The 23,175-nt window shown below is 72.2% G+C and carries 24 protein-coding genes and 3 tRNA genes; 21 read left to right on the top strand and 6 right to left on the bottom strand.

Features of this window, described 5'->3' with window-relative positions; all coding sequences use genetic code 11:
- Positions 1 to 153: 153 nt before the first annotated feature.
- The 12 genes from ACWGH0_RS08685 to ACWGH0_RS08630 all read left to right on the top strand — a co-directional run bounded on the left by ACWGH0_RS08685 (position 154) and on the right by ACWGH0_RS08630 (position 11,641).
- Positions 154 to 546: an NADH-quinone oxidoreductase subunit A gene (locus ACWGH0_RS08685; RefSeq protein WP_093799593.1), complete on the top strand. Its 393-nt coding sequence runs from the start codon at positions 154 to 156 to the stop codon at positions 544 to 546.
- Positions 537 to 1,133 carry an NADH-quinone oxidoreductase subunit B gene (locus tag ACWGH0_RS08680; protein WP_453403425.1) on the top strand — a complete coding sequence of 199 codons (597 nt, stop codon included), beginning with the start codon at positions 537 to 539 and terminating at the stop codon, positions 1,131 to 1,133. The genes ACWGH0_RS08685 and ACWGH0_RS08680 overlap by 10 nt, the downstream gene beginning before the upstream one ends.
- Entirely contained in the window at positions 1,130 to 2,641 is a 1,512-nt protein-coding gene (locus ACWGH0_RS08675) for an NADH-quinone oxidoreductase subunit C (RefSeq protein ID WP_453403424.1), read from the top strand. Before ACWGH0_RS08680 ends, ACWGH0_RS08675 begins: the two co-directional genes overlap by 4 nt.
- Complete coding sequence (locus tag ACWGH0_RS08670; protein ID WP_453403423.1) at positions 2,638 to 3,606, top strand: complex I subunit 1/NuoH family protein; 969 nt, start codon at positions 2,638 to 2,640, stop codon at positions 3,604 to 3,606. The genes ACWGH0_RS08675 and ACWGH0_RS08670 overlap by 4 nt, the downstream gene beginning before the upstream one ends.
- Positions 3,606 to 4,217 carry a NuoI/complex I 23 kDa subunit family protein gene (locus tag ACWGH0_RS08665; RefSeq protein WP_453403422.1) on the top strand — a complete coding sequence of 204 codons (612 nt, stop codon included), beginning with the start codon at positions 3,606 to 3,608 and terminating at the stop codon, positions 4,215 to 4,217. The genes ACWGH0_RS08670 and ACWGH0_RS08665 overlap by 1 nt, the downstream gene beginning before the upstream one ends.
- Positions 4,214 to 4,774 carry an NADH-quinone oxidoreductase subunit J family protein gene (locus ACWGH0_RS08660; RefSeq protein ID WP_453403421.1) on the top strand — a complete coding sequence of 187 codons (561 nt, stop codon included), beginning with the start codon at positions 4,214 to 4,216 and terminating at the stop codon, positions 4,772 to 4,774. The genes ACWGH0_RS08665 and ACWGH0_RS08660 overlap by 4 nt, the downstream gene beginning before the upstream one ends.
- Positions 4,774 to 5,160: an NADH-quinone oxidoreductase subunit NuoK gene (gene nuoK, locus ACWGH0_RS08655; protein ID WP_453403420.1), complete on the top strand. Its 387-nt coding sequence runs from the start codon at positions 4,774 to 4,776 to the stop codon at positions 5,158 to 5,160. Before ACWGH0_RS08660 ends, nuoK begins: the two co-directional genes overlap by 1 nt.
- Entirely contained in the window at positions 5,157 to 7,151 is a 1,995-nt protein-coding gene (locus ACWGH0_RS08650) for an NADH-quinone oxidoreductase subunit 5 family protein (RefSeq protein WP_453403419.1), read from the top strand. Before nuoK ends, ACWGH0_RS08650 begins: the two co-directional genes overlap by 4 nt.
- Positions 7,152 to 7,178: 27 nt before the next feature.
- Positions 7,179 to 8,738, top strand: coding sequence for an NADH-quinone oxidoreductase subunit M (locus ACWGH0_RS08645; RefSeq protein WP_453403512.1), 1,560 nt, complete (start codon positions 7,179 to 7,181; stop codon positions 8,736 to 8,738).
- Positions 8,735 to 10,243: an NADH-quinone oxidoreductase subunit N gene (locus tag ACWGH0_RS08640; RefSeq protein ID WP_453403418.1), complete on the top strand. Its 1,509-nt coding sequence runs from the start codon at positions 8,735 to 8,737 to the stop codon at positions 10,241 to 10,243. The genes ACWGH0_RS08645 and ACWGH0_RS08640 overlap by 4 nt, the downstream gene beginning before the upstream one ends.
- A 145-nt stretch (positions 10,244 to 10,388) precedes the next feature.
- Positions 10,389 to 11,252: a zinc metalloprotease HtpX gene (gene htpX, locus ACWGH0_RS08635; RefSeq protein WP_453403417.1), complete on the top strand. Its 864-nt coding sequence runs from the start codon at positions 10,389 to 10,391 to the stop codon at positions 11,250 to 11,252.
- Positions 11,249 to 11,641, top strand: a complete 393-nt coding sequence (locus ACWGH0_RS08630; RefSeq protein WP_453403416.1) for a YccF domain-containing protein — start codon at positions 11,249 to 11,251, stop codon at positions 11,639 to 11,641. Before htpX ends, ACWGH0_RS08630 begins: the two co-directional genes overlap by 4 nt.
- Positions 11,642 to 12,115: 474 nt before the next feature.
- Here the strand turns inward: ACWGH0_RS08630 and ACWGH0_RS08625 are convergent, their stop codons facing one another.
- The 4 genes from ACWGH0_RS08625 to ACWGH0_RS08610 all read right to left on the bottom strand — a co-directional run bounded on the left by ACWGH0_RS08625 (position 12,116) and on the right by ACWGH0_RS08610 (position 15,409).
- Positions 12,116 to 13,357 (bottom strand): APC family permease, encoded by a 1,242-nt coding sequence (locus ACWGH0_RS08625; RefSeq protein ID WP_453403415.1) that lies wholly within the window; start codon positions 13,355 to 13,357, stop codon positions 12,116 to 12,118.
- Positions 13,358 to 13,387: 30 nt separating this feature from the next.
- Complete coding sequence (locus tag ACWGH0_RS08620; RefSeq protein ID WP_453403414.1) at positions 13,388 to 14,050, bottom strand: alpha-ketoglutarate-dependent dioxygenase AlkB family protein; 663 nt, start codon at positions 14,048 to 14,050, stop codon at positions 13,388 to 13,390.
- The gene (locus tag ACWGH0_RS08615; protein WP_453403511.1) at positions 14,047 to 14,667 is read right to left on the bottom strand and encodes a methylated-DNA--[protein]-cysteine S-methyltransferase; all 621 of its coding nucleotides are present in this window, start codon (positions 14,665 to 14,667) and stop codon (positions 14,047 to 14,049) included. The genes ACWGH0_RS08620 and ACWGH0_RS08615 overlap by 4 nt, the downstream gene beginning before the upstream one ends.
- A gap of 253 nt (positions 14,668 to 14,920) precedes the next feature.
- A complete protein-coding gene (locus ACWGH0_RS08610; protein WP_093799580.1) occupies positions 14,921 to 15,409 on the bottom strand; it encodes a YajQ family cyclic di-GMP-binding protein in 489 nt (162 codons plus the stop codon).
- Between the two features lie 223 nt (positions 15,410 to 15,632).
- On the opposite strand from ACWGH0_RS08610, the gene ACWGH0_RS08605 reads away from it, so the two are divergent.
- A tRNA-Tyr gene (locus ACWGH0_RS08605) sits at positions 15,633 to 15,714 on the top strand.
- Between the two features lie 115 nt (positions 15,715 to 15,829).
- Here ACWGH0_RS08605 and ACWGH0_RS08600 read toward each other — a convergent pair.
- Both ACWGH0_RS08600 and ACWGH0_RS08595 read right to left on the bottom strand, forming a co-directional pair.
- On the bottom strand, positions 15,830 to 16,486 hold the full coding sequence (locus ACWGH0_RS08600) for an SDR family oxidoreductase (protein ID WP_453403413.1): 657 nt from the start codon (positions 16,484 to 16,486) through the stop codon (positions 15,830 to 15,832).
- 206 nt (positions 16,487 to 16,692) lie between these two features.
- Positions 16,693 to 17,952, bottom strand: a complete 1,260-nt coding sequence (locus ACWGH0_RS08595) for an amidohydrolase family protein (RefSeq protein ID WP_453403412.1) — start codon at positions 17,950 to 17,952, stop codon at positions 16,693 to 16,695.
- A gap of 211 nt (positions 17,953 to 18,163) precedes the next feature.
- On the opposite strand from ACWGH0_RS08595, the gene ACWGH0_RS08590 reads away from it, so the two are divergent.
- The 8 genes from ACWGH0_RS08590 (at position 18,164) to ACWGH0_RS08555 (ending at position 22,870) form a co-directional block, all read left to right on the top strand.
- Positions 18,164 to 18,236: transfer RNA gene (locus tag ACWGH0_RS08590), tRNA-Thr, on the top strand.
- 48 nt (positions 18,237 to 18,284) lie between these two features.
- Positions 18,285 to 18,357 (top strand) — tRNA-Met (locus ACWGH0_RS08585).
- Between the two features lie 88 nt (positions 18,358 to 18,445).
- Positions 18,446 to 18,610: a 50S ribosomal protein L33 gene (rpmG, locus tag ACWGH0_RS08580; protein ID WP_003956487.1), complete on the top strand. Its 165-nt coding sequence runs from the start codon at positions 18,446 to 18,448 to the stop codon at positions 18,608 to 18,610.
- A gap of 108 nt (positions 18,611 to 18,718) precedes the next feature.
- The gene (locus ACWGH0_RS08575) at positions 18,719 to 19,171 is read left to right on the top strand and encodes an FAS1-like dehydratase domain-containing protein (protein ID WP_453403411.1); all 453 of its coding nucleotides are present in this window, start codon (positions 18,719 to 18,721) and stop codon (positions 19,169 to 19,171) included.
- Positions 19,171 to 19,599, top strand: a complete 429-nt coding sequence (locus ACWGH0_RS08570; protein ID WP_453403410.1) for a MaoC family dehydratase — start codon at positions 19,171 to 19,173, stop codon at positions 19,597 to 19,599. Before ACWGH0_RS08575 ends, ACWGH0_RS08570 begins: the two co-directional genes overlap by 1 nt.
- 89 nt (positions 19,600 to 19,688) lie before the next feature.
- Positions 19,689 to 20,258: a TetR/AcrR family transcriptional regulator gene (locus ACWGH0_RS08565; RefSeq protein ID WP_453403409.1), complete on the top strand. Its 570-nt coding sequence runs from the start codon at positions 19,689 to 19,691 to the stop codon at positions 20,256 to 20,258.
- A 73-nt stretch (positions 20,259 to 20,331) separates the two neighbouring features.
- Positions 20,332 to 21,762: a DHA2 family efflux MFS transporter permease subunit gene (locus ACWGH0_RS08560; RefSeq protein ID WP_453403408.1), complete on the top strand. Its 1,431-nt coding sequence runs from the start codon at positions 20,332 to 20,334 to the stop codon at positions 21,760 to 21,762.
- Positions 21,763 to 21,814: 52 nt separating this feature from the next.
- Complete coding sequence (locus ACWGH0_RS08555; RefSeq protein WP_453403407.1) at positions 21,815 to 22,870, top strand: UDP-N-acetylmuramate dehydrogenase; 1,056 nt, start codon at positions 21,815 to 21,817, stop codon at positions 22,868 to 22,870.
- The last annotated feature ends 305 nt before the right edge of the window (positions 22,871 to 23,175 follow it).

The following is a 23,175-nucleotide window of genomic DNA, read 5'->3' as shown; positions in this document are numbered from 1 at the left end:
TGGGGTCACTGGGTGCGCGGAAGTAGGGATAACCCCACCCCTCCGTGAGACGGCTGCTTACCCGGCCTTTACCAGGGCCTAGACTCCCGTGCGTACAGATCGTCGAACGAGGCCGATGTGGCCCTGGGCGGCCAGAGAGCGAGAGGGGCGGACGTGCCGGAACCGACGGTTCTCGCGGACGGGTACTTCCAGAGTTACTCGGTCGTCGGACTGCTCGCAGTCGTCGGCGTCCTCTTCGTCGCCGTGGCCTTCGGGGCCGGGCGGCTGCTGCGGCCGGTCGTGCCGACGCCGGAGAAACTGCTGACGTACGAGTGCGGCGTGGACCCGGTCGGAGAGGGCTGGGCGCACACGCAGGTCCGCTACTACGTATACGCCTTCCTGTACGTGATCTTCGCCGTCGACTCCATCTTCTTGTTCCCGTGGGCGACGGTCTTCGCCGCGCCCGAGTACGGCGCGACGACCCTGGTCGAGATGTTCATCTTCCTCGGCTTCCTGGCCGTGGGACTGCTGTACGCATGGAAGAAGGGCGTCCTCGAATGGACGTGACCCCCGTGACCCCTGTCGACCTCCCCGAGCCCAAGCGCCTGGGAGCTCTCGCACGCCTCGCACCCGAGCCCATGAAGGTGGTCCTGAACTGGGGCCGCCGCTACAGCTTGTGGGTCTTCAACTTCGGTCTCGCCTGCTGCGCGATCGAGTTCATCGCCGCGTCCATGGCGCGCCACGACTTCATCCGGCTCGGCGTGATCCCCTTCGCGCCGGGGCCGCGCCAGGCCGACCTGATGGTCGTCTCCGGCACGGTCACGGACAAGATGGCCCCGGCCGTCAAGCGGCTGTACGAGCAGATGCCCGAGCCGAAGTACGTCATCTCCTTCGGCGCCTGCTCCAACTGCGGCGGGCCCTACTGGGACTCGTACTCCGTCACCAAGGGCGTCGACCAGATCATCCCCGTCGACGTCTACGTGCCGGGCTGCCCGCCACGGCCCGAGGCGCTGCTCCAGGGCATCCTGAAGCTCCAGGAGAAGATCGCCCGCGAGTCGCTCGGCGAGCGCTACGGCCACCGGCGGCCCTCCGCCGCCGCCCTCCAGAGCGGGCTCGTCACGCCGCCGCCGACTCCGGGGGAGGCCGCGAAGTGACCCTCTCCGACCCGCACTCCACCGCGTACGACGGTCTGCCCGACGCCGTCACCGAGATCTTCGGCGAGGAAGCGACCGCCGAGCGCGCCTACGACCTGCTCACCGTCGACGTGCCGACCGGGTCGTGGATCGCGGCGCTGGAGATCGCGCGGGACAAGCTGGGCTGCACGTACTTCGACTGGCTGAGCGCGGTCGACGAGCCGGGCACGGGCTTCCGCGTCTGCGCCCACGTCGTCGCCCTCGAAGGCCGTACGGTCCGCCGCCTGCTGCTCCGTACGACCGTCCCGCACGCGGCGCCCGCCGTACCGTCCGCCATCGAGGTCTACGCGGGCGCGCAGTGGCACGAGCGCGAGACCCACGAGATGTTCGGCGTCGAGTTCACCGGTCACCCGCACCTGGTGCCGCTGCTGCTGCCGGAGGGCTTCGAAGGCCATCCGCTGCGCAAGGACTTCGTCCTGGCGGCGCGCGTCGCCAAGGCGTGGCCGGGAGCGAAGGAACCGGGGGAGTCGGACCACGGCGGGCCCAAGCGCCGCCAGATGCTCCCGCCGGGCGTCCCGGACCCGAACGACTGGGGCCCCCAGAAGGGCCAGCTGCCCCCGGCGCCCGCACGCCCCGCCCGCACCCCGCGCGCGGCCGGTGCGGCAGGAGCCGCCGACCGCCCGCCGCGCCGCGCGCGCAGCGTCGCGGAGGGCTCGGCCACCCAGGCGGCCGAGGCGGCGGCGCCGTCCCCGGAAGCCGCCACCGCACGGCCCCCGCGCCGCGCCCGCAGCGTGTCCGAGGGCTCGGCGAGCCAGGCGGCCGAAGCGGCGACACCCGCTCCACACGCCGAGCCGCCGACGCCTGCCCGCCGTACGCGCAGCGTGTCGGAGGGCTCGGCGAGCCAGACGGCCGCTGCCGGAACCGAGGGTTCGGCGAGCCGGGCGGCCGCTGCGGAGACCGGGGACGCCGCGGCCGGTCCGGGCGCTGCGGAGACCGGCGCTGGGACCGCGGCCCCGAGCGCGCCGCGCCGTACCGGTGGCGTGTCCGAAGGATCGGCGAGCCGGGCGGCCGAGACGCCGGCCCAGTCGGCGGGATCCGCCGATGCCGACACCGCCGACACCTCCGACGCCTCCGTGGCCGACGCTTCCGGAGCCGACGCCTCCGTGGCCCGGCCCGCCCCGGCGGCCCCCGCGCGCAGCGCGGACGCGCCCTGGCACCACGCGCGCCCCGCGTTCGAGGAAGAGGAAGCGGACGCTGAGCGGCCGGAGAAAGCGGCCGCGACCAGGACGGGCGCGTCCGAGGACACCGACGCCGACGCGGCTTCGGCCGCCGACGCGGCGGCGGAAACGCTGCGCGGTGACGCGGGCGCGGCGAAGGAGCCCCGCGAGGCCCCCGGCCCGGACGCCCCCCGCTCCGCCGACGACACCACCGACGCCGGTACCGACAGCACCACCAGCGACACCACCGACGCCGGCAACGACAACACCACCAACGACACCACCCGCGACCGAGGGAGCGACGACGCGTGAACGACGTACTCGATGTCGCCCTCCGACTGGTCGTCGTCTTCGCCGTGTTCATGGTCCTGCCGCTCGTCGTCGGGCAGACCGAGCACAAGGTGATGGCCCACATGCAGGGCCGCCTCGGCCCCATGTACGCGGGCGGCTTCCACGGCTGGGCCCAACTCGTCGCCGACGGCGTCAAGTTCGCGCAGAAGGAAGACATCGTCCCGGCCAACGCCGACCGCCGCATCTTCCAGCTCGCGCCCGCCGTCGCGCTGCTCCCGTACCTGCTCGTGCTCGTCGCGATCCCGATCGGCCCCGGTGAGGGCGCGGTCGGCCAGGTCGTCGACGCCGGCATCTTCTTCGTGCTCGCCGTCATGGGCGTGGGCGTGCTCGGCTCGCTCATGGCGGGCTGGGCATCGGCCAACAAGTTCTCCCTGCTCGGCGGCCTGCGCACCGCCGCACAGCTCCTCGCGTACGAACTGCCGATGCTGCTCGCCGCCGCCTCCGTGGCGATGGCGGCCGGCACCGTCTCGCTCCCCGGCATCCTGAACGCCTTCGAGTGGTGGTGGCTGCCGTGGCAGATCGTCGGCGCGATCGTGTTCTTCGTCGCCGGCCTCGCCGAACTCCAGCGACCGCCCTTCGACATGCCGGTCGCCGACTCCGAGATCATCTTCGGCGCGTACACCGAGTACACGGGGCTGCGCTTCGCGCTCTTCCTGCTGGCCGAGTACGCCGGGATCGTCGTCCTCTGCGGTCTGACCACCGTCCTGTTCCTCGGCGGCTGGCACGGCCCCTGGGGCGCCGACGGCCTCGGCTGGGTGTGGACGCTGCTGAAGACCGCCGTCCTCGCGTTCGGCGTCATCTGGCTGCGGGTCACCTACCCCCGGCTGCGCGAGGACCAGCTCCAGAAGCTCGCCTGGACCGTACTCATCCCTCTCGCTCTCGCGCAGATCGCGCTGACCGGCATCGTGAAGGTGGCGATCCAGTAATGCCTCCGATCCCCGGCTCCGGCCTCGCCAAGGGCCTGGCCGTCACGCTGCGCACGATGACGAAGAAGACCGTCACCGCGCAGTACCCGGACGTCCAGCCCGAACTCCCGCCCCGCTCCCGCGGCGTGATCGGGCTGTTCGAGGAGAACTGCACGGTCTGCATGCTCTGCGCGCGCGAGTGCCCCGACTGGTGCATCTACATCGACTCGCACAAGGAGACCGTCCCGGCCGCCGTCGAGGGCGGACGCGAGCGCAGCCGCAACGTCCTCGACCGCTTCGCGATCGACTTCTCGCTCTGCATGTACTGCGGCATCTGCATCGAGGTGTGCCCGTTCGACGCGCTCTTCTGGTCGCCGGAGTTCGAGTACGCCGAGACCGACATCCACGAACTCACCCACGAGCGGGACAAGCTCCGCGAGTGGATGTGGACCGTGCCCGAGCCGCCCGCGCTCGACCCGGGGGCCGAGGAGCCCAAGGAGATCGCGGCGGCCCGCAAGACGGCCGAGAAGCTCGCCGCCGCCCAGGAGCAGGCAGCGCTCGAACAGGCCGCCCAGCAGCAGCCCGCCCAGGACCAAGCCACCCCGCAGGAAGACGAGGGGCACGCCGGATGAGCCACCTCGCCGCAGCCGCCGAGCAGGGATTCCTCTCCCCGACCGGCGTCGAGATCGCCTTCCTCCTCGTCGGCGTCGTCACCCTCGGCGCGGCCGTCGTCACCGTCACCACCAGGCAGCTGGTGCACGCCGCCCTGTGGCTGGTCGTCGCGCTCGGCGGCCTGGCCGTCGAGTACCTGCTGCTGACGGCCGAGTTCATCGCCTGGGTGCAGGTCCTCATCTACGTCGGTTCCGTCGTCGTGCTCCTCCTCTTCGGTCTGATGCTCACCAAGGCCCCCATCGGCCGCTCACCGGACGCCGACTCTGGCAACCGCTGGGCGGCGCTCACGGTCGCCGTCGCCGCGGCCGCCGCACTCGTGTGGGTGGTCGTGGACGCGTTCCGGACCCAGTGGATCGACCTGGACGGACCGGCCCAGGGCTCGACCAGGGTGACCGGTGAATTCCTCTTCCAGCACTGGGTGCTGCCCTTCGAGGCGCTCTCGGTCCTGCTGCTGGCCGCCCTCGTGGGCGCGATCGTCCTCTCCCGCAAGAGCGACAGCGACAAGGAGCAGCGCTGATGCACCTCGCCTACCCCGCCGTGCTCGCCGCCCTCCTGTTCTGCACCGGGCTGTACGGAGTACTCGCACGCCGCAACGCGATCCTGGTCCTGATGTCCGTCGAGCTCATGCTCAACGCCGTCAACCTCAACCTGGTCGCCTTCGACGTGTGGCTCCGCGACACCCTCCACGCCGGCCAGGCACTGACCCTGTTCACCATCGCCATCGCCGCGGCGGAGATCGGCATCGGCCTGTCGATCGTCCTGATGGTCTACCGCAACCGCGGCAGCTCGGACATCGACCGGCTGCGCGACACCGCCGAAGGCCCGGCGGCCGACGCCGAAGCCTCCGCCATGGCACAGAAGGCCGCACAAGAGGCCGCACAGAAGGCTGAGGCCGCCGCGTGACGACCACGACCCTCGCCGTCCTTGTCCCCCTCCTTCCGTTCCTCGGCGCCGTGGCCGGACTCCTGCTCGGCCGCACCGCGCCCGGGTTCGTCCGTCCCCTCGCGGTGCTGCCGGCCCTCGCCGCCGCCGTACTGGCCGTGATCGTCGCCGTCCGCCAGGGCGGCGGCCGGCCGGTCGACGCCTCGACGCAGCTGACCCCCACCGGCTCGGTCCCCATCGACCTCGCCCTGCACCTCGACGGCTTCGCGGTCCTCGTCGCCGTCCTGGTCGGGGTCATCGCGACCTGCGTGCAGCTCTACTCGACGGCCTACCTGCGCGACGACCCGCGCTACCCGTCGTACGCCGCCCTCGTCTCCCTCTTCACCTCCGCGATGCTGCTCGTCGTCTACTCCGGCGACCTGATGGTGCTGCTGGTCGGCTGGGAGATCATGGGCATCTGCTCGTACTTCCTCGTCGGCCACTACTGGGAGACGCCGGAAGCCCGCGCCGCCTCCCTCAAGGCGTTCCTGGTCACCAAGCTCGGTGACGTCCCCTTCCTGTTCGGCCTGTTCGCGCTCGCCGCGGACGCCGGTACGTTCCGCATCACCGGCATCCTCGCCGCCGTGGCCGACGGCGGGCTCGACCACCCGACGCTCATCGCGCTGCTGCTCCTCGCCGGCGTGGCGGGCAAGTCGGCCCAGTTCCCGCTGCACACCTGGCTGCCCGACGCGATGGCGGGCCCCACGCCCGTCTCCGCGCTGATCCACGCCGCGACGATGGTCGCGGCCGGTGTGTACTTCGTGGCCCGCCTCCTCCCCGTCTTCGCGGCCTCCGCCGCCGCCCTGACGGTCCTCGCGGTGATGGCCGCCGTCACGATGGTCGGCTCCGCCCTCGCCGCCCTCGCGCAGGACGACATCAAGCGGGTCCTCGCCTACTCGACGATCGGCCAGCTCGGCTACATGACGGGCGCACTGGCCGTCGGCGACCGCGGCGCCGCCGTCTTCCACCTCCTGTCCCACGGAGCCTTCAAGGCGCTCCTCTTCCTCGCCGCCGGCGTGATCATCCACGCCGCCGGCACCAACTCGCTGGCCGCCATGTCCCGCATGAGCGGCCTGCCCCGGCGCATCCCCGACGCGTACTGGACGATGACCGTCGCGCTCCTCGCGCTCGCCGCGATCCCCCCGTTCGCCGGCTTCTTCTCCAAGGAGGCCGTCCTCGTCGCCGCCGAGCACGCCTCCCTCGGCGACACCACCGGCGTGCCCTCCGGCGCCGGCTGGACCGTGCTCGTCGCGGGCCTGCTCACCGCCCTCCTCACGGCGGCGTACGCCATCCGCCTGTGGCTGCTGGCCTTCCGCGGCCGCGGCCCGGCCGCCCCCGACCACGGCAAGCAGCCCCTCGTCATGAACGCCGTCCTGTGGGTCCTCGCCGTCCCCTCGCTCGCCTTCGGCCTCGGCGTCACCTACCTGGCCGACTGGTTCGACGGCCACGCCCTCACTCCGACCGTCACCACGGCGGTCCTCGGCACCGGCGTGGCCCTGGTCGGCGGACTGGTCACGTACGGCGCCTGGCGCCACACCACGGCCATGGCCGCCCGCCCCCCGATCGGCGCCGTGGCCGCCCACCCCGAGGACAGCCCGGCCGTCTCCGAGGCGGAAGCCATCGCCACCCACACCCCCGCCTACGGCGACATCGCGTCGGCCCCCGACCCGGCCGACCCCGGCCGGCTCCTGCTGGGACCCCTGCACCGGCACGCCGCCGCCGGCTTCCACCTCGACGCCGTCTACCACGTCCTGTTCGTACGGCCCGTCCAGGCGGCGGCCGAGCTGGTCCGCTTCCTGGACCGCGAGGTCGTCGACACGTACGTACGCGGGGCGGGAGCCGTCCCGCGCCTCCTCGGCGCGGGCGTCCGCCGGGCCCAGACCGGCAACGTGCAGACCTACCTCAGCGCCCTGCTCGCCGGATCCGTCGTCCTGGCGATCGCCGCCGTCATCGTCGCCGCCGTCGGAGCGTGAGCCGTGATCGATATCAGCCCGTCCGTGATGCAGTTCCTCCTGGCGTTCGTCGTCGTCGGCCCGCTCCTGGGCGCGGTGGCGGCCCTCCTCCCGGCCCCGCCGGGGCTGAAGGGCAGGAGCCCCGACCAGGCCGTGCTCCGCCACGGCGTGACCGTGACCGGCGCGATCCTCATCGCCGCCCTCGTGCTCACGTTCGGCTTCGACCACGACCACCCGTCGAAGATGCAGGCCACGACCGACATCAGCTGGATCCCGGCGCTCGACGTCAGGATCCACCTCGGCATCGACGGCATCTCGCTCCCCCTCCTCGTGCTGACCGCGCTGCTGACCTTCCTCTGCGCGCTCTACAGCTACTTCAAGATGCCCGCGGGCCCCTCCCCGAAGGCATTCGTCGCGCTCCTCCTCGTCCTGGAGTCCGGCACCCTCGCGACCTTCGCCGTCCTCGACCTGCTGCTGTTCTTCCTGGCGTTCGAGATGGTCCTCATCCCGATGTACTTCCTGATCGCCCGCTGGGGCGGCGACCAGCGCAGGCCCGCCGCCTGGAAGTTCATCCTCTACACGCTGCTCGGCTCGGTCGTCATGCTGCTCGGTCTCCTCCTCGTGGGACTGAAGGCGGGCACGTTCGACATGGTGGCACTCGCCACTGACAACGGCCGGGGACTGACCACGTCGGTGCAGGTCACCGCCGTTCTGGCGATCGGGGTCGGCCTCGCGGTCAAGACCCCGATGTGGCCCCTGCACAGCTGGCTCCCGGACGCCCACACCGCCGCTCCCACCGTCGGCTCCGTCCTCCTCGCCGGCGTCCTGCTGAAGATGGGCACGTACGGTTTCGTCCGCATCGCCCTGCCCGTGGCGCCCGACGGCATGCTCGTCTTCGCGCCCTACCTGGCCGCCCTCGCGGTCGTCGGCATCATCTACGGGTCCCTCGCCTGCCTGGCCCTGGCCCGCAAGGGCGCCAAGGGCGACCTCAAGCGCCTCATCGCGTACTCCTCCGTCGGCCACATGGGCTTCGTCCTCCTCGGCATCGCGTCCATGACCCCCACCGGCGTCAACGGCGCACTCTTCGCCAACATCGCCCACGGCCTGATCACCGGCCTGCTGTTCTTCCTGGTCGGCGCCCTCAAGGACCGCTACGGCACCGCCGACCTCGACACCCTCGCCGGCGCCACCGGAGCGGCCCTCTACGGCCGCGCCCCCCGCCTCGGCGGCCTCCTCGCCTTCGGTGCGGTCGCCTCCCTCGGCCTGCCGGGCCTGGCCGGCTTCTGGGGCGAGATGCTGACGATGTTCGGCGCCTTCGACCCCGCCGAGGGCCTCAGCCGCCCCGCGTTCCTCACCTTCATGGCGATCGCCGGCGTGGGCACCCTGCTCACCGCCGCGTACCTGCTCGTCGTCGTACGCCGTGTCTGCATGGGCGTACCCCGGCAGCAAGCGGCCGAGCCGTCGGCGATCGCCGACGTCCAGGGCTACGAGTTCGCCGCCTGGACCCCGCTCGTCGCCCTCACCGTCCTCGCCGGACTCTGGCCCGCGGTCCTCCTCGGCCTCACCGACCCGGCCGTGCAGAAGCTCCTCGCAGGAGGCAAGTCGTGACCGTGGCCGCCGAAAGCGCCAGCCTCGTCCAGTCCGTCGACTGGACGGCGATCGCCCCGCCGACGATCACCGCGTGCGTCGGCCTGATCGTCCTGGTCGCCGACCTCTTCGTACCGGCGGACAAGAAGGCGCTCCTGGGCCGGATCTCCATCGCCGGCCTCGCCGCCGCGCTCCTCGCGCTCCTGCCGCTGCGCCAGGGCGACCGCACCACCTTCTGCCTGACCTCCGACCCGGACGTCTGCAGCTACACGGCCGACCACTTCACCGTGGTCATCCAGCTGCTCGTCCTCGGCGGCGCGCTGCTCACCGCGCTCCTGTCCATCACCGAGACGGCGAAGGACAGGCTCCCCGCGGGCGAGTTCTGGTTCCTGCTGATGTCCTCCGCGGCCGGAGCGGCCCTGCTGCCCGCCTCCCGCGACCTCGCCACCCTCGTCGTCGCCCTCGAAGTGGCGTCGCTGCCGGCCTTCGCCCTGGTCGGCATGAAGCGCGGCGACCGCCTCTCCTCCGAGGCGGCCCTCAAGTTCTTCCTCTCCTCCGTCACGGCGACCGCCGTGATGCTGCTCGGCGTCAGCTTCGTGTACGCGACGACCGGCACCCTGCACCTCACCGAGATCGCCGTACGCCTGGACGACGTACCGGCGCAGCTCGACACCCTCGCCAAGGCGGGCGTCGCCCTGACCCTCGTCGGCTTCGCCTTCAAGACGGCGGCGGTCCCCTTCCACTTCTGGGTTCCCGACACGTACGTGGGCGCCCCCCTCCCGGTGGCCGCCTACCTCTCCGTCATCGGCAAGGCGGTCGGCTTCACCGGCCTCGTCCTGGTCACCGTCATCGCCTTCCCGTCGTACGCCGACGTCTGGGGCCCCGCCCTCGCCGTGCTGGCGGCGCTCACCATGACGGTCGGCAACGTCGCCGCCCTGCGCCAGTCGGCCACGCGCGCCTACAGTGCGGTCCGGCTGCTCGCCTGGTCCTCCGTCGGCCAGGCCGGCTACCTCCTGGTCCCGATCGCGGCGGCGGCGTACTCCAGCGACGACCAGATCGGCTCCACCGTCGCGTACGCCCTGATGTACGCCGTCGTGAACCTCGGCGCCTTCGCGGTCGCCGCCCTGGTGGCCCGTACGCACCCGCTCAACCGGATCGCCGACTACCGCGGCCTCTACGCGACCCGCCCCCTCGCCGCGCTCGCGCTCGGCTTCTTCCTCCTGTGCCTCGCGGGCCTGCCGCCCGGCATCATCGGCCTCTTCGCGAAGGTAACCGTCTTCTCCGCGGCGGTCGACGCGGGCCTCGGCTGGCTCGCGGTCGTCATGGCGGTGAACGTCGTGATCGCCCTCTACTACTACCTCCAGTGGACGGCGGTCCTCTTCCGCGCCCCCGAGGGCGAACAGCCCAGGCACGCGGTCCCCGTTCCGGTCACGGTCGCCATCGCCCTCACCGCCGTCCTGGGCGTCGCCCTGTCCGGCGTACCGCAGCTCGTCCTGCGCTTCGCGACGGGCAGTCTCTTCCAGTAGGCACGGACGGCCCAACGGACGGCCCCGGTGGCACAAGGGAACTAGCCCCCCTCGCTTGGCGTTGACCAGGAAGGGAGGGTCCACTGGATGTGGAAGCACCCCCACAGCAAGGGGTTCCCCCGCCGCACCATTTGGAGGGCGCACCGTGCACCGCCGGCACAACGGGCTGAGGACCGCCGTACTCCTCGGGGGACTGTCAGCACTCATCATCGTCATCGGCAGCTTCTTCGGCCGGACCGGCCTGATCGTCGCGGTTCTCGTCGCACTCGGCACGAACGCCTACGCGTACTGGAACAGCGACAAGCTCGCCCTGCGGGCCATGCGGGCCCGCCCCGTGAGCGAGTTCGAGGCGCCACAGCTGTACCGGATGGTCCGCGACCTCTCCACCCAGGCCCGCCAGCCGATGCCCCGGCTCTACATCTCGCCCACCCAGGCCCCCAACGCCTTCGCGACCGGCCGCAACCCGCGCAACGCCGCCGTCTGCTGCACCGAGGGCATCCTGCGCCTCCTCGACGAACGCGAACTCAGGGGAGTCATCGGCCATGAGCTGAGCCACGTCTACAACCGGGACATCCTGATCTCCTCGGTCGCCGGCGCGCTGGCCTCGGTGATCATGTTCCTGGTGAACTTCGCCTGGCTGATCCCCGTCGGCCGCTCCGACGACGACGAGGGCCCGGGCCTCCTGGGCATGCTGCTGATCATGATTCTGGGGCCGCTGGCGGCGGCGGTCATCCAGCTCGCGGTGAGCCGTTCGCGCGAGTACCAGGCGGACGCCTCCGGAGCCCAGCTCACCGGCGACCCGCTCGCCCTGGCGAGCGCCCTGCGCAAACTCGACGCCGGTACGAAGCAGCTGCCGCTGCCGGCCGAGCCGCGCATCGAGACCGCCAGCCACATGATGATCGCGAACCCGTTCCGCCCCGGACAGGGCGCCGCGAAGCTGTTCTCGACCCACCCGCCCATGGCTGAACGCATCGCCCGACTCGAGCAGATGGCAGGTCACCGCCCATGAAGACAATCCTGAACGTCATATGGCTGGTTCTCAGCGGCTTCTGGCTCTTCCTCGCCTACCTCCTGGCCGGCGTACTCCTCTGCGTCACCATCATCGGCATCCCCTTCGGCCTGGCGGCGTTCCGCATCGGCGTCTACGCCCTCTGGCCCTTCGGCTACACCACGGCGGAACGCCGCGACGCGGGATCCCCCTCGGTCATCGGCAACGTCCTGTGGCTCGTCCTCGCGGGCTGGTGGCTGGCCCTGAGCCACATCCTCACGGGCATCGCGCTGTGCGTAACGATCATCGGAATCCCCTTCGGCATCGCCAACTTCAAGCTGATCCCGGTCTCCCTGCTCCCCCTGGGCCGCGAAATCGTCCCCACGGACCAGCCTTTCGCAACCCGCTAGCTCACAAGCCCCGGACAGTCCGAGAACGTGCCGCCCGCACCACGCCCGGCCCCCTCCACAGTGGTGCCGGCAGAGGACGCACACCGCCCGCACTGAAAGCGGGCTCCACACCCCGCCCGTTCACTCCTCCACGGTGCCGGGAGGGGGACGCACACCGCTCGCACTGAAAGCGGGCTCCACACCCCGCCCGTTCACTCCTCCACAGTGCCGGGAGGGGACGTACCGGGGCGCTCCCCGCAGGGTGTCGAACGCAACGGGCCCGTTCGGACCGCAGCGCGACCCGAACGTTCGGCACCCGAGGAGACGCCCCGGTACGCCCCCGACCCCCGCACCCCTGAAGCAAGGGCCCCGCAGCACGTCCGGGCCACTCCTTCACGACCCCCGCGCCCCGCACTGGAGAGCGGGCTCCACACCGCGCCCGGGCACCGCTCCGCCCCCCGCAGGCGCGGCCCACGCCCACACCCCCCGGAAGCGTCACCGCCCCCGCGGCGCCCCCACCCCGAACCGCCCCCGAACCCAGTAGGCCACCGCCCCCAGCGCCAGCACCCCCGCCCCCGCCCCCACCGAAGCCACCGGCAGAGCGAACGCCAACCCCACGCACCCCACAAGCCCCACAGCGGCCAGAACCCGCTGCCGCCCCCCGAGCGTCCAGGCGGACGCGTTCGCCACCGCGTAGTAGGCCAGTACGCCGAACGACGAGAACCCGATCGCTCCCCGCACATCCCCCACCGCGGCCACCACGGCGACCACCGCCCCCACCGCCAACTCGGCCCGGTGCGGCACCCGGAACCGCGGATGAACGGCGGCCAGCGCCCCCGGCAGATGCCCGTCCCGCGCCATTGCCAGCGTCGTACGCGACACCCCGAGGATCAGCGCGAGCAACGACCCGAGGGCGGCCACAGCGGCGCCGACCCGCACGACGGGCGCCAGCTCGCCCACCCCGGCCGCCCGCACCGCGTCCGCCAACGGGGCCTCGGCGGAAGCGAGTTCCCCGGCGCCCAGCACCGAGAGCACCGCCACCGCGACGCACGCGTAGACCACGAGCGCGATCCCCAGAGCCAGCGGAACGGCGCGCGGGATCGTACGCGCCGGATCGCGCACCTCCTCGCCCAGCGTCGCGATCCGGGCGTACCCGGCGAAGGCGAAGAAGAGCAGCCCCGCCGCCTGGAGCACCCCGCCGGCCGACCCGCCGGACCCGGACACCACCGACGGCCCGTCAGCCCCCAGGCAGACCACCGCCACGACGGCCAGCACCGCCAGCACCACACCCACGATGGCCCGCGTCAGCCAGGCGGACTTCTGCACGCCCGCGTAGTTCACGGCCGTCAGCAGGACGACCGCGCCGACCGCGACCGCGTGCGCCTGCTCAGGCCACACGTACGCCCCGACGGTCAGCGCCATGGCGGCGCACGAGGCGGTCTTGCCCACCACGAAGGCCCACCCGGCCAGATACCCCCAGAAGGGCCCGAGCCGCTCCCGCCCGTACACGTACGTGCCACCGGACGCCGGATAGAGCGCCGCGAGCCGCGCGGAGGCCATCGCGTTGCAGTACGCCACCACGGCGGCCAGCGCCAGCCCCGCCAGCAGCAGCGTCCCCGTACCGGCCGCCCGAGCGGCAGGGGCGAGCGCCACGAAGATCCCGGCCCCGACCATCGCTCCCAGCCCGATGACCACCGCGTCGAAGACGCCGAGGGTGCGGCGCAGTTCCTGAGTCATGCGCCGCACCCTACTGAGCGCCGCGCGCCCCTACCCGAGCCCGGTCTCCCGCAGCGTGACGTTGAGCCGCCCGCCCGGCAGCCCGCACGCCGGATCCCCCGTCCCCGCCCGCACCTTCGGCACCCCGTGGTACGCGAACCGGGACGGCCCCCCAAAGACGAACAGGTCGCCGGAGACGAGCTCGACGTCGCTGTACGGCCGTCCGCGCCCCTCCGTGTTGCCGAACCGGAAGACGCACGTGTCCCCGATGCTCAGTGACACCACAGGAGCCCCGGACCGCTCGTCCTTGTCCTGGTGCATGCCCATCTTCGCGTCGCCGTCGTAGAAGTTGACCAGCGCGGTGTCAGGGGCGTACGCCGCCGGCCGCCACGGATCGTCGTCCCCGTACGCGTCCTCCACCGCCCGCCGCCCCAGCCGCGCCAGCCACTCGGGAAACCCGGCGACCCGCGCGCCGTTCACGTCGTCGGCCGTGCGCGTGTAGCGGTACGGCTGCCAGTGCCACCCCACGCACACCGTCCGCACGGACATCAGCCCGCCGTTGGGCAGCCGTGTACGACGGATCGGCACGGGACCCCGAGCCCACTCCCGGCACGCCGCGACCAGCTCCCGCTGCTCGGCCGGCGAGAGCCAGCCCGGCACATGGACCGCCCCCGGCGCGAGGCGCGCCCGCTCCCGGGGGAACAGCCCGCTCACACCGCCTCCCCGCCACCCTCGCCCGCCCCGCGCCCGCTCAAGCGCGCGTCTACTCTGCGCACGCCCCCGCCCGCGCGACCGGCCGGCCCCCGTGCCCCCGGCGCGAGCGCCGACGCCCCGGAAGCCGCAGCAACTCCTTCGAGCTCCAGCAGCACCCGCTTGCGCTCAAGCCCGCCCGCGTACCCCGTCAGCGAGCCGTCCGCCCCGATCACCCGGTGGCACGGCCGCACCACGAGCAGCGGGTTGCGCCCGATCGCCGTCCCCAGCGCCCGCACTCCGGCCCGCGAGACCCCGATCCGCTCGGCGAGCCTCCCGTACGACGTCGTCGTGCCGTACGGAACGCTGTCCAGCGCGTCCCACACCCGCCGCTGGAACTCCGTCCCGGCACCGGCGGCGTACTCCACGTCGAAGCGCGTCAGCTCCCCGCCGAAGTAGGCCCGTACCTGCCGCGCGATCTCCTCGAAGGCCCCGGGCGCCCGGCGCCACCCGTCGGGTACGTCGCCGAGGGCGACCCCGCCCTTCTGCCCGGGCACGGACAGCGAGGCCAGTGCCGTACCGCCGACGGCCGTCGCGGACTCCTCGCCGACCAGCACCAGCTCACCGAGCGGACTGTCCATGGTCGCGTACAGCACGGCCACCTTCCCTTCGCGCCCCGTCGGGCCTTCGACACCGATACGCCTGTCACGCAATACGCCTGTCAGGCGGTACGCCCGTCACGCGGTACACCCGTCACCACGAGTCTGCGCCCCCGCTCCCGACCCCGCTGGCGGGATCCGGACATCACGACGGGGGTGGAGCCGGCCGAGCCGCCTCCACCCCCGTCGTGACGCGCATCCACCGCCGCGGCGTGCCGGCCGGCGGTGGTCCGCGTCAGCGGTAGTTCACGAACTGCAGCGCGAAGTCGAAGTCCTTGCCCTTGAGCAGCGCCTGCACGGCCTGGAGGTCGTCACGGCTCTTCGAGCTGACCCGCAGCTCGTCGCCCTGGACCTGAGCCTTGACGCCCTTGGGACCCTCGTCGCGGATGATCTTCGCCACCTTCTTGGCGTTGTCCTGGGAGATGCCCTCCTCGATGGACGCGAAGATCTTGTACTCCTTGCCGGACAGCTGCGGCTCGCCGGCGTCCAGCACCTTCAGCGAGATCCCGCGCTTGACCAGCTTGGTCTCGAAGACGTCGAGGATCGCCTTGACCCGCTCCTCCGAGCTGGCCTGCATCAGGATCTTCTCGCCGGACCAATCGATCGAGGCGCCGACGTTCTTGAAGTCGTAGCGCTGCGAGATCTCCTTCGCGGCCTGGTTGAGGGCGTTGTCGACCTCCTGCCGCTCGACCTTCGAGACGATGTCGAAACTGGAGTCGGCCATGTCCTGTGGCTCCTTGTGCTCGGGGGACGGGGTACCGGTATGGAGTGCCGCACGGGGCGGGCGCGCGGCCGGGCGTCCCGGGCCGCTGCCGTAAAGCCTAGCCACCCGCACCCGCCCGAAGGGCTGATCAATCCGGTGGCGGAGCACCCCCGGGGATCAGGTATCGTTTACGTCGTTGCCACGGAACAACCGCCCAGGCGGTCGGGCCGGAGCGACATCCCATGGCGGTGTGCCCGAGTGGCCAATGGGAGCGGACTGTAAATCCGCCGGCTTAGCCTTCCCAGGTTCGAATCCTGGCGCCGCCACAGGTGGGGAAACCCCCTCCGGACTGCTGAGAAGCAGACCGGAGGGGGTTTTCTCGTTCTCGGGGCGCCCGTTCTCCGGGCGCCCGCTCTGCGGACGCCCGGACCCCGTGGCCCCTCAGTTCCCGGCCACGGCCTTCACCGCGACCGTGACCGGGACCGACCCGCTGATCAGCTCCAGCGTGAGCCCCGCGGTGGACGACGTCTCCAGCAGCTCGGCCAGGACGGCCGCCACGTCGTCGCGCGGCACGGGACCCCGCCCCGTCGAGACCCCGAGCGACACGAGCCCCGTGCCCGCGTCGTTCGTCAGGCCGCCGGGCCGCAGCACCGTCCAGTCCAGACCGGCCCGCGACCGTACGTCCGCGTCGGCCGCCCCCTTGGCCCGCAGGTACGCGTCGAACACCTCGTCGCCCGCCCGGTTCTCGTCGGCGCCCATCGACGACACGACGAGGTAGCGGCGTACGCCCGCCCGCTCCGCCGCGTCGGCGAAGAGCACGGCCGCGCCCCGGTCCACCGTGTCCTTGCGCTCGACGCCGCTGCCGGGCCCCGCGCCCGCCGCGAAGACCACGGCGTCGGCGCCCCGCAGTACGTCGGCGACCTGCTCGACGGTCGCCGACTCCAGGTCGAGCACGACCGGTTCGGCGCCCGCCGCCCGCACGTCCTCGCTCTGCCTCACATCGCGGATGACACCCGCGACCTCGTACCCGCGCGCGGCGAGCAACCGCTCCAGCCGCATCGCGATCTGTCCATGTCCACCTGCGATGACAATGCGCATGCTTCCGACCGTACGCGCCCCGGCGCGCAGGTGCTCAGGACGGGGCCGCAGGACCGCCGGGGCCCCGTCCGCACGGGCCCGCACCACCACCGCCGCAGGGACGCCCCACACCGCACCGCACGGACCTTCACCACCACCCGCGACGGGCCTGACACAGTCTCAACCGGCGCCGCCCACGGCCACTCCCCGCCCCGTCTGACACCGGCTCACCCGCGCCCCTGCCGCGGCAGATCGAGCGCCACGGCCGCCGCCGAGTCGCAGTACTCGCGGACCGCGCTGGTACGGGCCACCACGCGCCCGCGGTGGATGACGACGCGGCTGTACGCCAGGGACAGCACGCCCGCGATCCGGTCCCCGCGCACGGCGACCAGCTCGGCCGGGAACCCCGCCTCCACCCGCACCTCCGGCAGCCCCATCGCCTCCCGCGCGGCCGCACTCACCGCCCCGTACGCGTCGGCGGCCCGCATGCCGCCCTGCGAGGCCAGCAGGTACGCGGTCTCCAGCGGGTCGCCGCGCCCCACCGGGTTCGCCACGTCCCGCAGGGCCCCGCTGCCCGCCGCGACGCGCACCCCGGCGGCCCGCAGCAGCCGTACGGGAGCCGGCCCGCCACCGCGCCGCTCCACGCCGGAGCAGTCGCCCTGCGGCAGGCACACCACCGTCACCCCGGCGGCGGCCAGTTGCCCGGCCGCGCGTGTCGCGGCGTCCAGGGGGAGCCGGGAGAGCCCGGCGCACGGTCCGATGGTCACCCCGGGCCGCAGTCCGCCGGCCATCGCGGCGAGCCGCGCGAGGCGCGCCGGATCGTCACCCTCCGTGTGGAGGTCCACGGGGCAGCCGTGCTCGGCGGCGATCTCCAGGACCGCCTCCGTGTACCCGGCGGGGTCGGGGTCGAGGTCCGGGCAGCCGCCCACCACGCCGGCGCCCATCTTCACCGCGTCCCGCAGCATCGCGAGCCCGTCCGCGCCCGCCAGTCCCGTCAGCAGCCGCGGCACGGCGACGGCGGTCAGATCGGCGAGCCCGCGCAGCGAACGCCGTGCCTGGAGGACCGCCTCCATGGACCGGATCCCCTGCACGTCCCCGATCCGGACGTGGGAGCGCACCGCCGTCGCCCCGTGCCCGAGCTGGAGCAGCACCGCCTCGGTGGTGCGGCGCTGGACGTCCTCGGTGCTGTACGACACGGGCCCGCCGGCGTCGGCGGTGAGCGCGGTGTCGCTGTGGGCGTGCGGCTCGGCCGGGGCCGGCAGCAGGAGATGGCCGGCGAGGTCCACGCGCGCGCCCACCGCGGGCAGGCTGCCCGCCGTCCCGACGGCCTCGATCCGGCCGCCGCTGAGCCGTACGTCCACGGTGCGGCCGTCGGTGAGACGCGCCGCGCACAGCAGGAGCGTGCCGGTGTCGGCGCCGGGCAGGCCGTCACGGTTCCCAGGATTGCCGCCGGGCGAACGGGGCGGCTGCGGCTGGCTGTCGGACATCGGGCTCCTGGTGGGGCTCTGGCGTGCAAGATCAAGATCACGCAGCGTGAGTCGAGCCTAGGGGGCCGGAAACCAGCCTTCGAGGAGGAGCGAAATAGTCGTACCGGAGTGGGGCACGAGTGGCGTACGGGACCGCTGCGGTGGGCACGCGCGGGGTACGGGAAACGGATTTGGGCGATCGGCACGCGAGCGTGTAATGTCTTCATCGCTCGCCCCAATAGCTCAGTCGGTAGAGCGTCTCCATGGTAAGGAGAAGGTCTACGGTTCGATTCCGTATTGGGGCTCTGGTGATCGGGGATCCCCGCCTTCGGGCGGGGTGATCCGGCCATCAAAGCGGTGTAGCTCAGTCGGTAGAGCAAGCGGCTCATAATCGCTGTGTCACCGGTTCAAGTCCGGTCACCGCTACACACGGTAGCCGATTGTGGGGTCGGTCCTTCGATCGGCTACTCTTTTATGCGTTCATCCGTCAACCGTCCGTCCAAGGAGCACTCACGTGGCTGCCACCGACGTCCGCCCGAAGATCACGCTGGCCTGCGTGGAGTGCAAGGAGCGGAACTACATCACCAAGAAGAACCGGCGTAACAACCCGGACCGTCTTGAGATGAAGAAGCACTGCCCGCGCTGCAACTCGCACACCGCGCACCGCGAAACCCGCTAAACACAGGCTCGTACGTGAGGCCGTCCCCATCTTCGGGGGCGGCCTCGCGTCGTTTGATATCAGTCATTCGTCCGGCATCAGACAACAGGCATCAGGAGGTACGAGTCCATGGCGCTCGACCAGTCCTTCGTGGGGCGGGCCTATCCGCCCACCGCACCGTACGAGGTCGGCCGGGAGAAGATCCGCGAGTTCGCCGAGGCGGTGGGCGACGCCAATCCCGCGTACACCGATCCCGAAGCAGCCAAGGCACTCGGTCACTCCGATGTGATCGCACCGCCCACCTTTGTCTTCGCCATCACCTTCGCGGCGGCGGGGCAGGTCGTCCAGGACCCGGGGCTGGGTCTCGACTACAGCCGCGTGGTGCACGGCGACCAGAAGTTCGCGTACAAGCGCCCGGTGCGCGCGGGGGACCGGCTGTCGGTCACCTCGACCATAGAGGCGGTCAAGTCGATGGCCGGCAACGACATCATGGACATCCGCGGTGAAGTCCACGACGAGTCCGGCGAGCATGTCGTGACGGCGTGGACGAAGCTCGTAGCGCGCGCGGCCCAGGAGGCGTGATGGCGGCGAAGATCTCTTACGCGGACGTCGAGGTCGGCACCGAGCTGCCGGCGCAGACCTTCCCCGTGACGCGCGACACGCTCGTGCGGTACGCGGGCGCCTCGGGCGACTTCAACCCGATCCACTGGAACGAGAAGTTCGCGGTCGAGGTCGGACTGCCGGACGTGATCGCGCACGGCATGTTCACCATGGCCGAGGCGATCCGCGTGGTCACCGACTGGGCCGGCGACCCGGCCTCCGTCGTCGAGTACGGCGTGCGCTTCACGAAGCCCGTCGTCGTGCCGAACGACGGCAAGGGCGCCGTGATCGAGGTGGCGGCCAAGGTCGCCGCGCTGCTGGACGACAACCGGGTCCGGGTGGACCTGACGGCGACGAGCGCCGGGCAGAAGGTGCTGGGCATGTCCCGCGCCGTGGTCCAGCTCGCCTGACGTACGGCCGGAGGTAAGGGGCACGCCGCAATGGGGCGTGCCCCTTACCCCGCTTGACGTAGGTAGTGATTGGCCACTAACTTTTTCGCATGGTCAGGATGAGCGCAGAGGAGCGGCGCGAGAGCGTCATCCGCGCGGCGATCACCGAGTTCGCGCGCGGTGGCTACAACGGCACGTCCACCGAGGTGATCGCCCAGCGTGTGGGCGTCTCGCAGCCGTACTTGTTCCGCCTGTTCAAGAACAAGCGCGAGCTGTTCCTTGCCGCGGCCACGCGGTGTCTGGAGGATTCCCGGCTGGCGATGGCGGACGCGGGGCGCGATCTGCCCGCCGAAGAGGCGCACATGGCCATGGCGGAGGCGTACAAGCGGCTCATCGTGGAGGATCCCGACCGGCTGCTCCTCCAGATGCAGATGTTCGTCGCCGTGTCGGCCGCCGAGGCTGCCGGCGATCACGCGTTCGGCGAGCCGATCCGGGCCGGCTGGGAGGAGCTGTGGGACGCGTGTCACCTCCAGCTCGGCGCGGACGACAAGGAGACGGCGTACTTCATGTCGTACGGCATGCTGATCAACGCCCTCGTCTCGCTCGGCTTTCCCGTCGGGCACCGGGTGTGGTCGGCCTTCGACATGACCAAGGTCCCGGTCGCGGACCGGCCGCAGTAGGGCGAGGGAGGCGTACGCGCCTTCTTTGTGGCGCCGAAAGTTAGTAACCAATCACTAATAACAGGGGGAAACCATGCCGCACCCGGAACCAGCCACCCGCGCCACCGCCACCTGGGCACTGATCATCACCAGCGTCGCCGGATTCATGGCGGCCCTCGACAACCTCGTCGTCACCACGGCCCTGCCGTCCATCCGCGACGATCTCGGGGGCGCGCTGGAAGACCTGGAGTGGACGGTGAGCGCCTACACGCTGACCTTCGCCGTGCTGCTCATGCTGGGCGCGGCCCTCGGTGACCGGTTCGGCCGCCGCCGGCTCTTCATCACCGGCCTGGCCGTGTTCACCGGGGCGTCGGCCGCCGCCGCGCTCGCCCCGGGCATCGACGCCCTGGTCGCCGCCCGTGCCGTACAGGGCGTCGGCGCCGCGATCATGATGCCGCTGACCCTCACCCTGCTCACCGCGGCGGTCCCGCCCGCCCGCCGCGGCGCGGCCCTGGGCCTCTTCGGCGCCGTCACGGGCCTCGCGGTGGCCGGCGGCCCGCTCATCGGAGGCAGCCTGACCGAGCACATCTCCTGGCAGTGGATCTTCTGGCTGAACGTTCCGATCGGCCTGGCCCTGCTGCCGCTCGCCCGCCTGCGCCTCGACGAGTCGTACGCGCCCGGCGCCCGGCTCGACATATCCGGCACCCTCCTCGTCAGCGGCGGCCTCTTCGGCATCGTCTACGCCCTGGTGAACGGGCAGTCCGACGGCTGGGGGAGCGCGCCCGTCCTCACCGGCCTGATACTCGGCAGCGCCCTTCTCGGCGGCTTCGTGCACCACGGCTTCCGCAGCAAGAACCCCATGCTCCCCATGCGGCTCTTCCGTAACCGCGCCTTCTTCGGAATCAATGTCGCGAGCCTGCTGATGTTCCTCGGCATGTTCGGCTCGATCTTCCTGCTCAGCCAGTTCCTCCAGAGCGTCGCCGGCTACTCGCCCACCGAGGCCGGCCTGCGGATGCTTCCCTGGACCGGCATGCCGCTGATCGTCGCGCCCCTCGCCGGACACCTCTCCGACCGTGTCGGCGGCCGCCCGGTGGTCGCGGCGGGCCTCGCCCTCCAGGCGCTCGGCCTCGCGTACTACGCCGCGGTCCTCGGGCCGGACGTCTCGTACGCCGCCCAGCTGCCCGCCCTGATCCTCAGCGGCATCGGCATGGCGCTGTACTTCGCCCCTGCCGCCAGCCTGGTGATGTCCACCGTCCCGCCCGGCGAGCAGGGCATCGCGTCGGGCGCCAACAACGCCCTGCGGGAGGTCGGCGGAGCCCTCGGCATCGCGGTCCTGGGGGCGGTCTTCGCGGCCCGGGGCGGCTACGAGTCCGCCGACGCCTTCAGCGACGGCACGGTCCCGGCCCTGTGGATCGGCGCGGGCGCGGTGGCCCTGGCGGCTGCCGTGGCCCTGCTCATGCCCAGGCGGAGCACCGGCGAGGCGCCCGTCCCGGCGCCCACCGAGAAGGAGCTGGTGGCCGGCTGACGCGGACACGGGGTGCCTCGGGCTGTCCGAGGCGCCCCGTACGCTTGTCCCCGTGCAGGAACTCCACGACGCCCCCCTCGCCCCCCTGACCACCTTCCGGCTCGGCGGCCCCGCCACCCGCCTCGTCACGGCCACCACCGACGACGAGGTGATCGCCACCGTCCGCGAGGCCGACGCCACCGGCACGCCGCTGCTCGTCATCGGCGGCGGAAGCAACCTGGTCATCGGCGACAAGGGCTTCGACGGCACCGCCCTGCGCATCGCGACCACCGGTTTCCACCTCGACGGCACGTCACTCGAACTGGCCGCCGGCGAGGTCTGGACCGACGCGGTGGCCCGTACCGTCGAGGCGGGCCTCGCGGGCATCGAGTGCCTCGCCGGAATCCCCGGCTCGGCCGGCGCCACCCCGATCCAGAACGTGGGCGCGTACGGCCAGGAAGTGTCCGGCGTCATCACCGAGGTCGTCGCGTACGACCGCCGGGCGGGCGAGAAGGTCACACTCTCGGCCGCCGAGTGCGACTTCTCCTACCGCCACAGCCGCTTCAAGCAGCACCCGGACCGCTTCGTCGTCCTGCGCGTCCGCTTCGCCCTGGAGGACGCCGGCGGCCTGTCGGCACCGATCAAGTACCCGGAGACCGCACGCACCCTCGGCGTGGAGGCCGGCGACCGCGTCCCGGCCGCCGTGGCCCGCGAGACGGTGCTGAAGCTCCGCGCGGGCAAGGGCATGGTCCTGGACCCGGAGGACCACGACACCTGGTCGGCGGGCTCCTTCTTCACCAACCCGATCCTCACCGACGAGCAGTACGCCGCCTTCCTCGCCCGCGCCCGCGAGCGCCTCGGCGCCGAGGTGACGCCCCCGGCCTTCCCGGCCGGCGACGGCAGGACGAAGACCTCGGCGGCGTGGCTCATCGACAGGGCCGGCTTCACCAAGGGCTACGGCACGGGCCCGGCCCGCATCTCCACCAAGCACACCCTGGCCCTCACCAACCGGGGCGAGGCCACGACCGAAGACCTCCTGGCCCTCGCACGCGAGGTGGTCACCGGAGTCCGCGAAGCCTTCGGCATCACCCTGGTGAACGAACCCGTGACGGTAGGCGTAACCCTCTGACCCCAACGGCCCGCCGCAGATCCGCCCACACCCAACGACGCGTATGGGCCGGCACCCCCGACCACACCTGGCGGTGCCAGGCGGGGACGTGCGGGGGCGGGTTCCCGCACCGGGACGACACCTCGCGTGGCCGGTGGGGACGCGCGGGGGCGAGCTCCCGCACCGGGACGACACCTCGCGGTGGCAGGAGGGGACGTGCCGGGGCGCTCCCCGCAGGGTGCCGAACGCAACCACCCCGAAGACCACACCACCCCGCACGTTCGGCACCCGAGGAGACGCCCCGGCGCGGCACCGACCCCAAAGCC

The sequence above is a fragment of the Streptomyces sp. NPDC054887 genome (assembly GCF_053610585.1).
Note: the sequence above shows the minus strand (reverse complement) of the source record. Positions and strands in the feature narration are given on the sequence as shown.

Bases quoted from the DNA above. Each gene is read 5' to 3' on its own strand.
- ACWGH0_RS08680 (WP_453403425.1), top strand. From the start codon at position 537: ATGGACGTGACCCCCGTGACCCCTGTCGACCTCCCCGAGCCCAAGCGC.
- ACWGH0_RS08665 (WP_453403422.1), top strand. From the start codon at position 3,606: ATGCCTCCGATCCCCGGCTCCGGCCTCGCCAAGGGCCTGGCCGTCACG.
- ACWGH0_RS08660 (WP_453403421.1), top strand. From the start codon at position 4,214: ATGAGCCACCTCGCCGCAGCCGCCGAGCAGGGATTCCTCTCCCCGACC.
- nuoK (WP_453403420.1), top strand. From the start codon at position 4,774: ATGCACCTCGCCTACCCCGCCGTGCTCGCCGCCCTCCTGTTCTGCACC.
- ACWGH0_RS08645 (WP_453403512.1), top strand. From the start codon at position 7,179: ATGCAGTTCCTCCTGGCGTTCGTCGTCGTCGGCCCGCTCCTGGGCGCG.
- ACWGH0_RS08630 (WP_453403416.1), top strand. From the start codon at position 11,249: ATGAAGACAATCCTGAACGTCATATGGCTGGTTCTCAGCGGCTTCTGG.
- ACWGH0_RS08625 (WP_453403415.1), bottom strand. From the start codon at position 13,357: ATGACTCAGGAACTGCGCCGCACCCTCGGCGTCTTCGACGCGGTGGTC.
- ACWGH0_RS08615 (WP_453403511.1), bottom strand. From the start codon at position 14,667: ATGGACAGTCCGCTCGGTGAGCTGGTGCTGGTCGGCGAGGAGTCCGCG.
- ACWGH0_RS08610 (WP_093799580.1), bottom strand. From the start codon at position 15,409: ATGGCCGACTCCAGTTTCGACATCGTCTCGAAGGTCGAGCGGCAGGAG.
- ACWGH0_RS08600 (WP_453403413.1), bottom strand. From the start codon at position 16,486: ATGCGCATTGTCATCGCAGGTGGACATGGACAGATCGCGATGCGGCTG.
- ACWGH0_RS08595 (WP_453403412.1), bottom strand. From the start codon at position 17,952: ATGTCCGACAGCCAGCCGCAGCCGCCCCGTTCGCCCGGCGGCAATCCT.
- ACWGH0_RS08575 (WP_453403411.1), top strand. From the start codon at position 18,719: ATGGCGCTCGACCAGTCCTTCGTGGGGCGGGCCTATCCGCCCACCGCA.
- ACWGH0_RS08570 (WP_453403410.1), top strand. From the start codon at position 19,171: ATGGCGGCGAAGATCTCTTACGCGGACGTCGAGGTCGGCACCGAGCTG.
- ACWGH0_RS08565 (WP_453403409.1), top strand. From the start codon at position 19,689: ATGGTCAGGATGAGCGCAGAGGAGCGGCGCGAGAGCGTCATCCGCGCG.
- ACWGH0_RS08560 (WP_453403408.1), top strand. From the start codon at position 20,332: ATGCCGCACCCGGAACCAGCCACCCGCGCCACCGCCACCTGGGCACTG.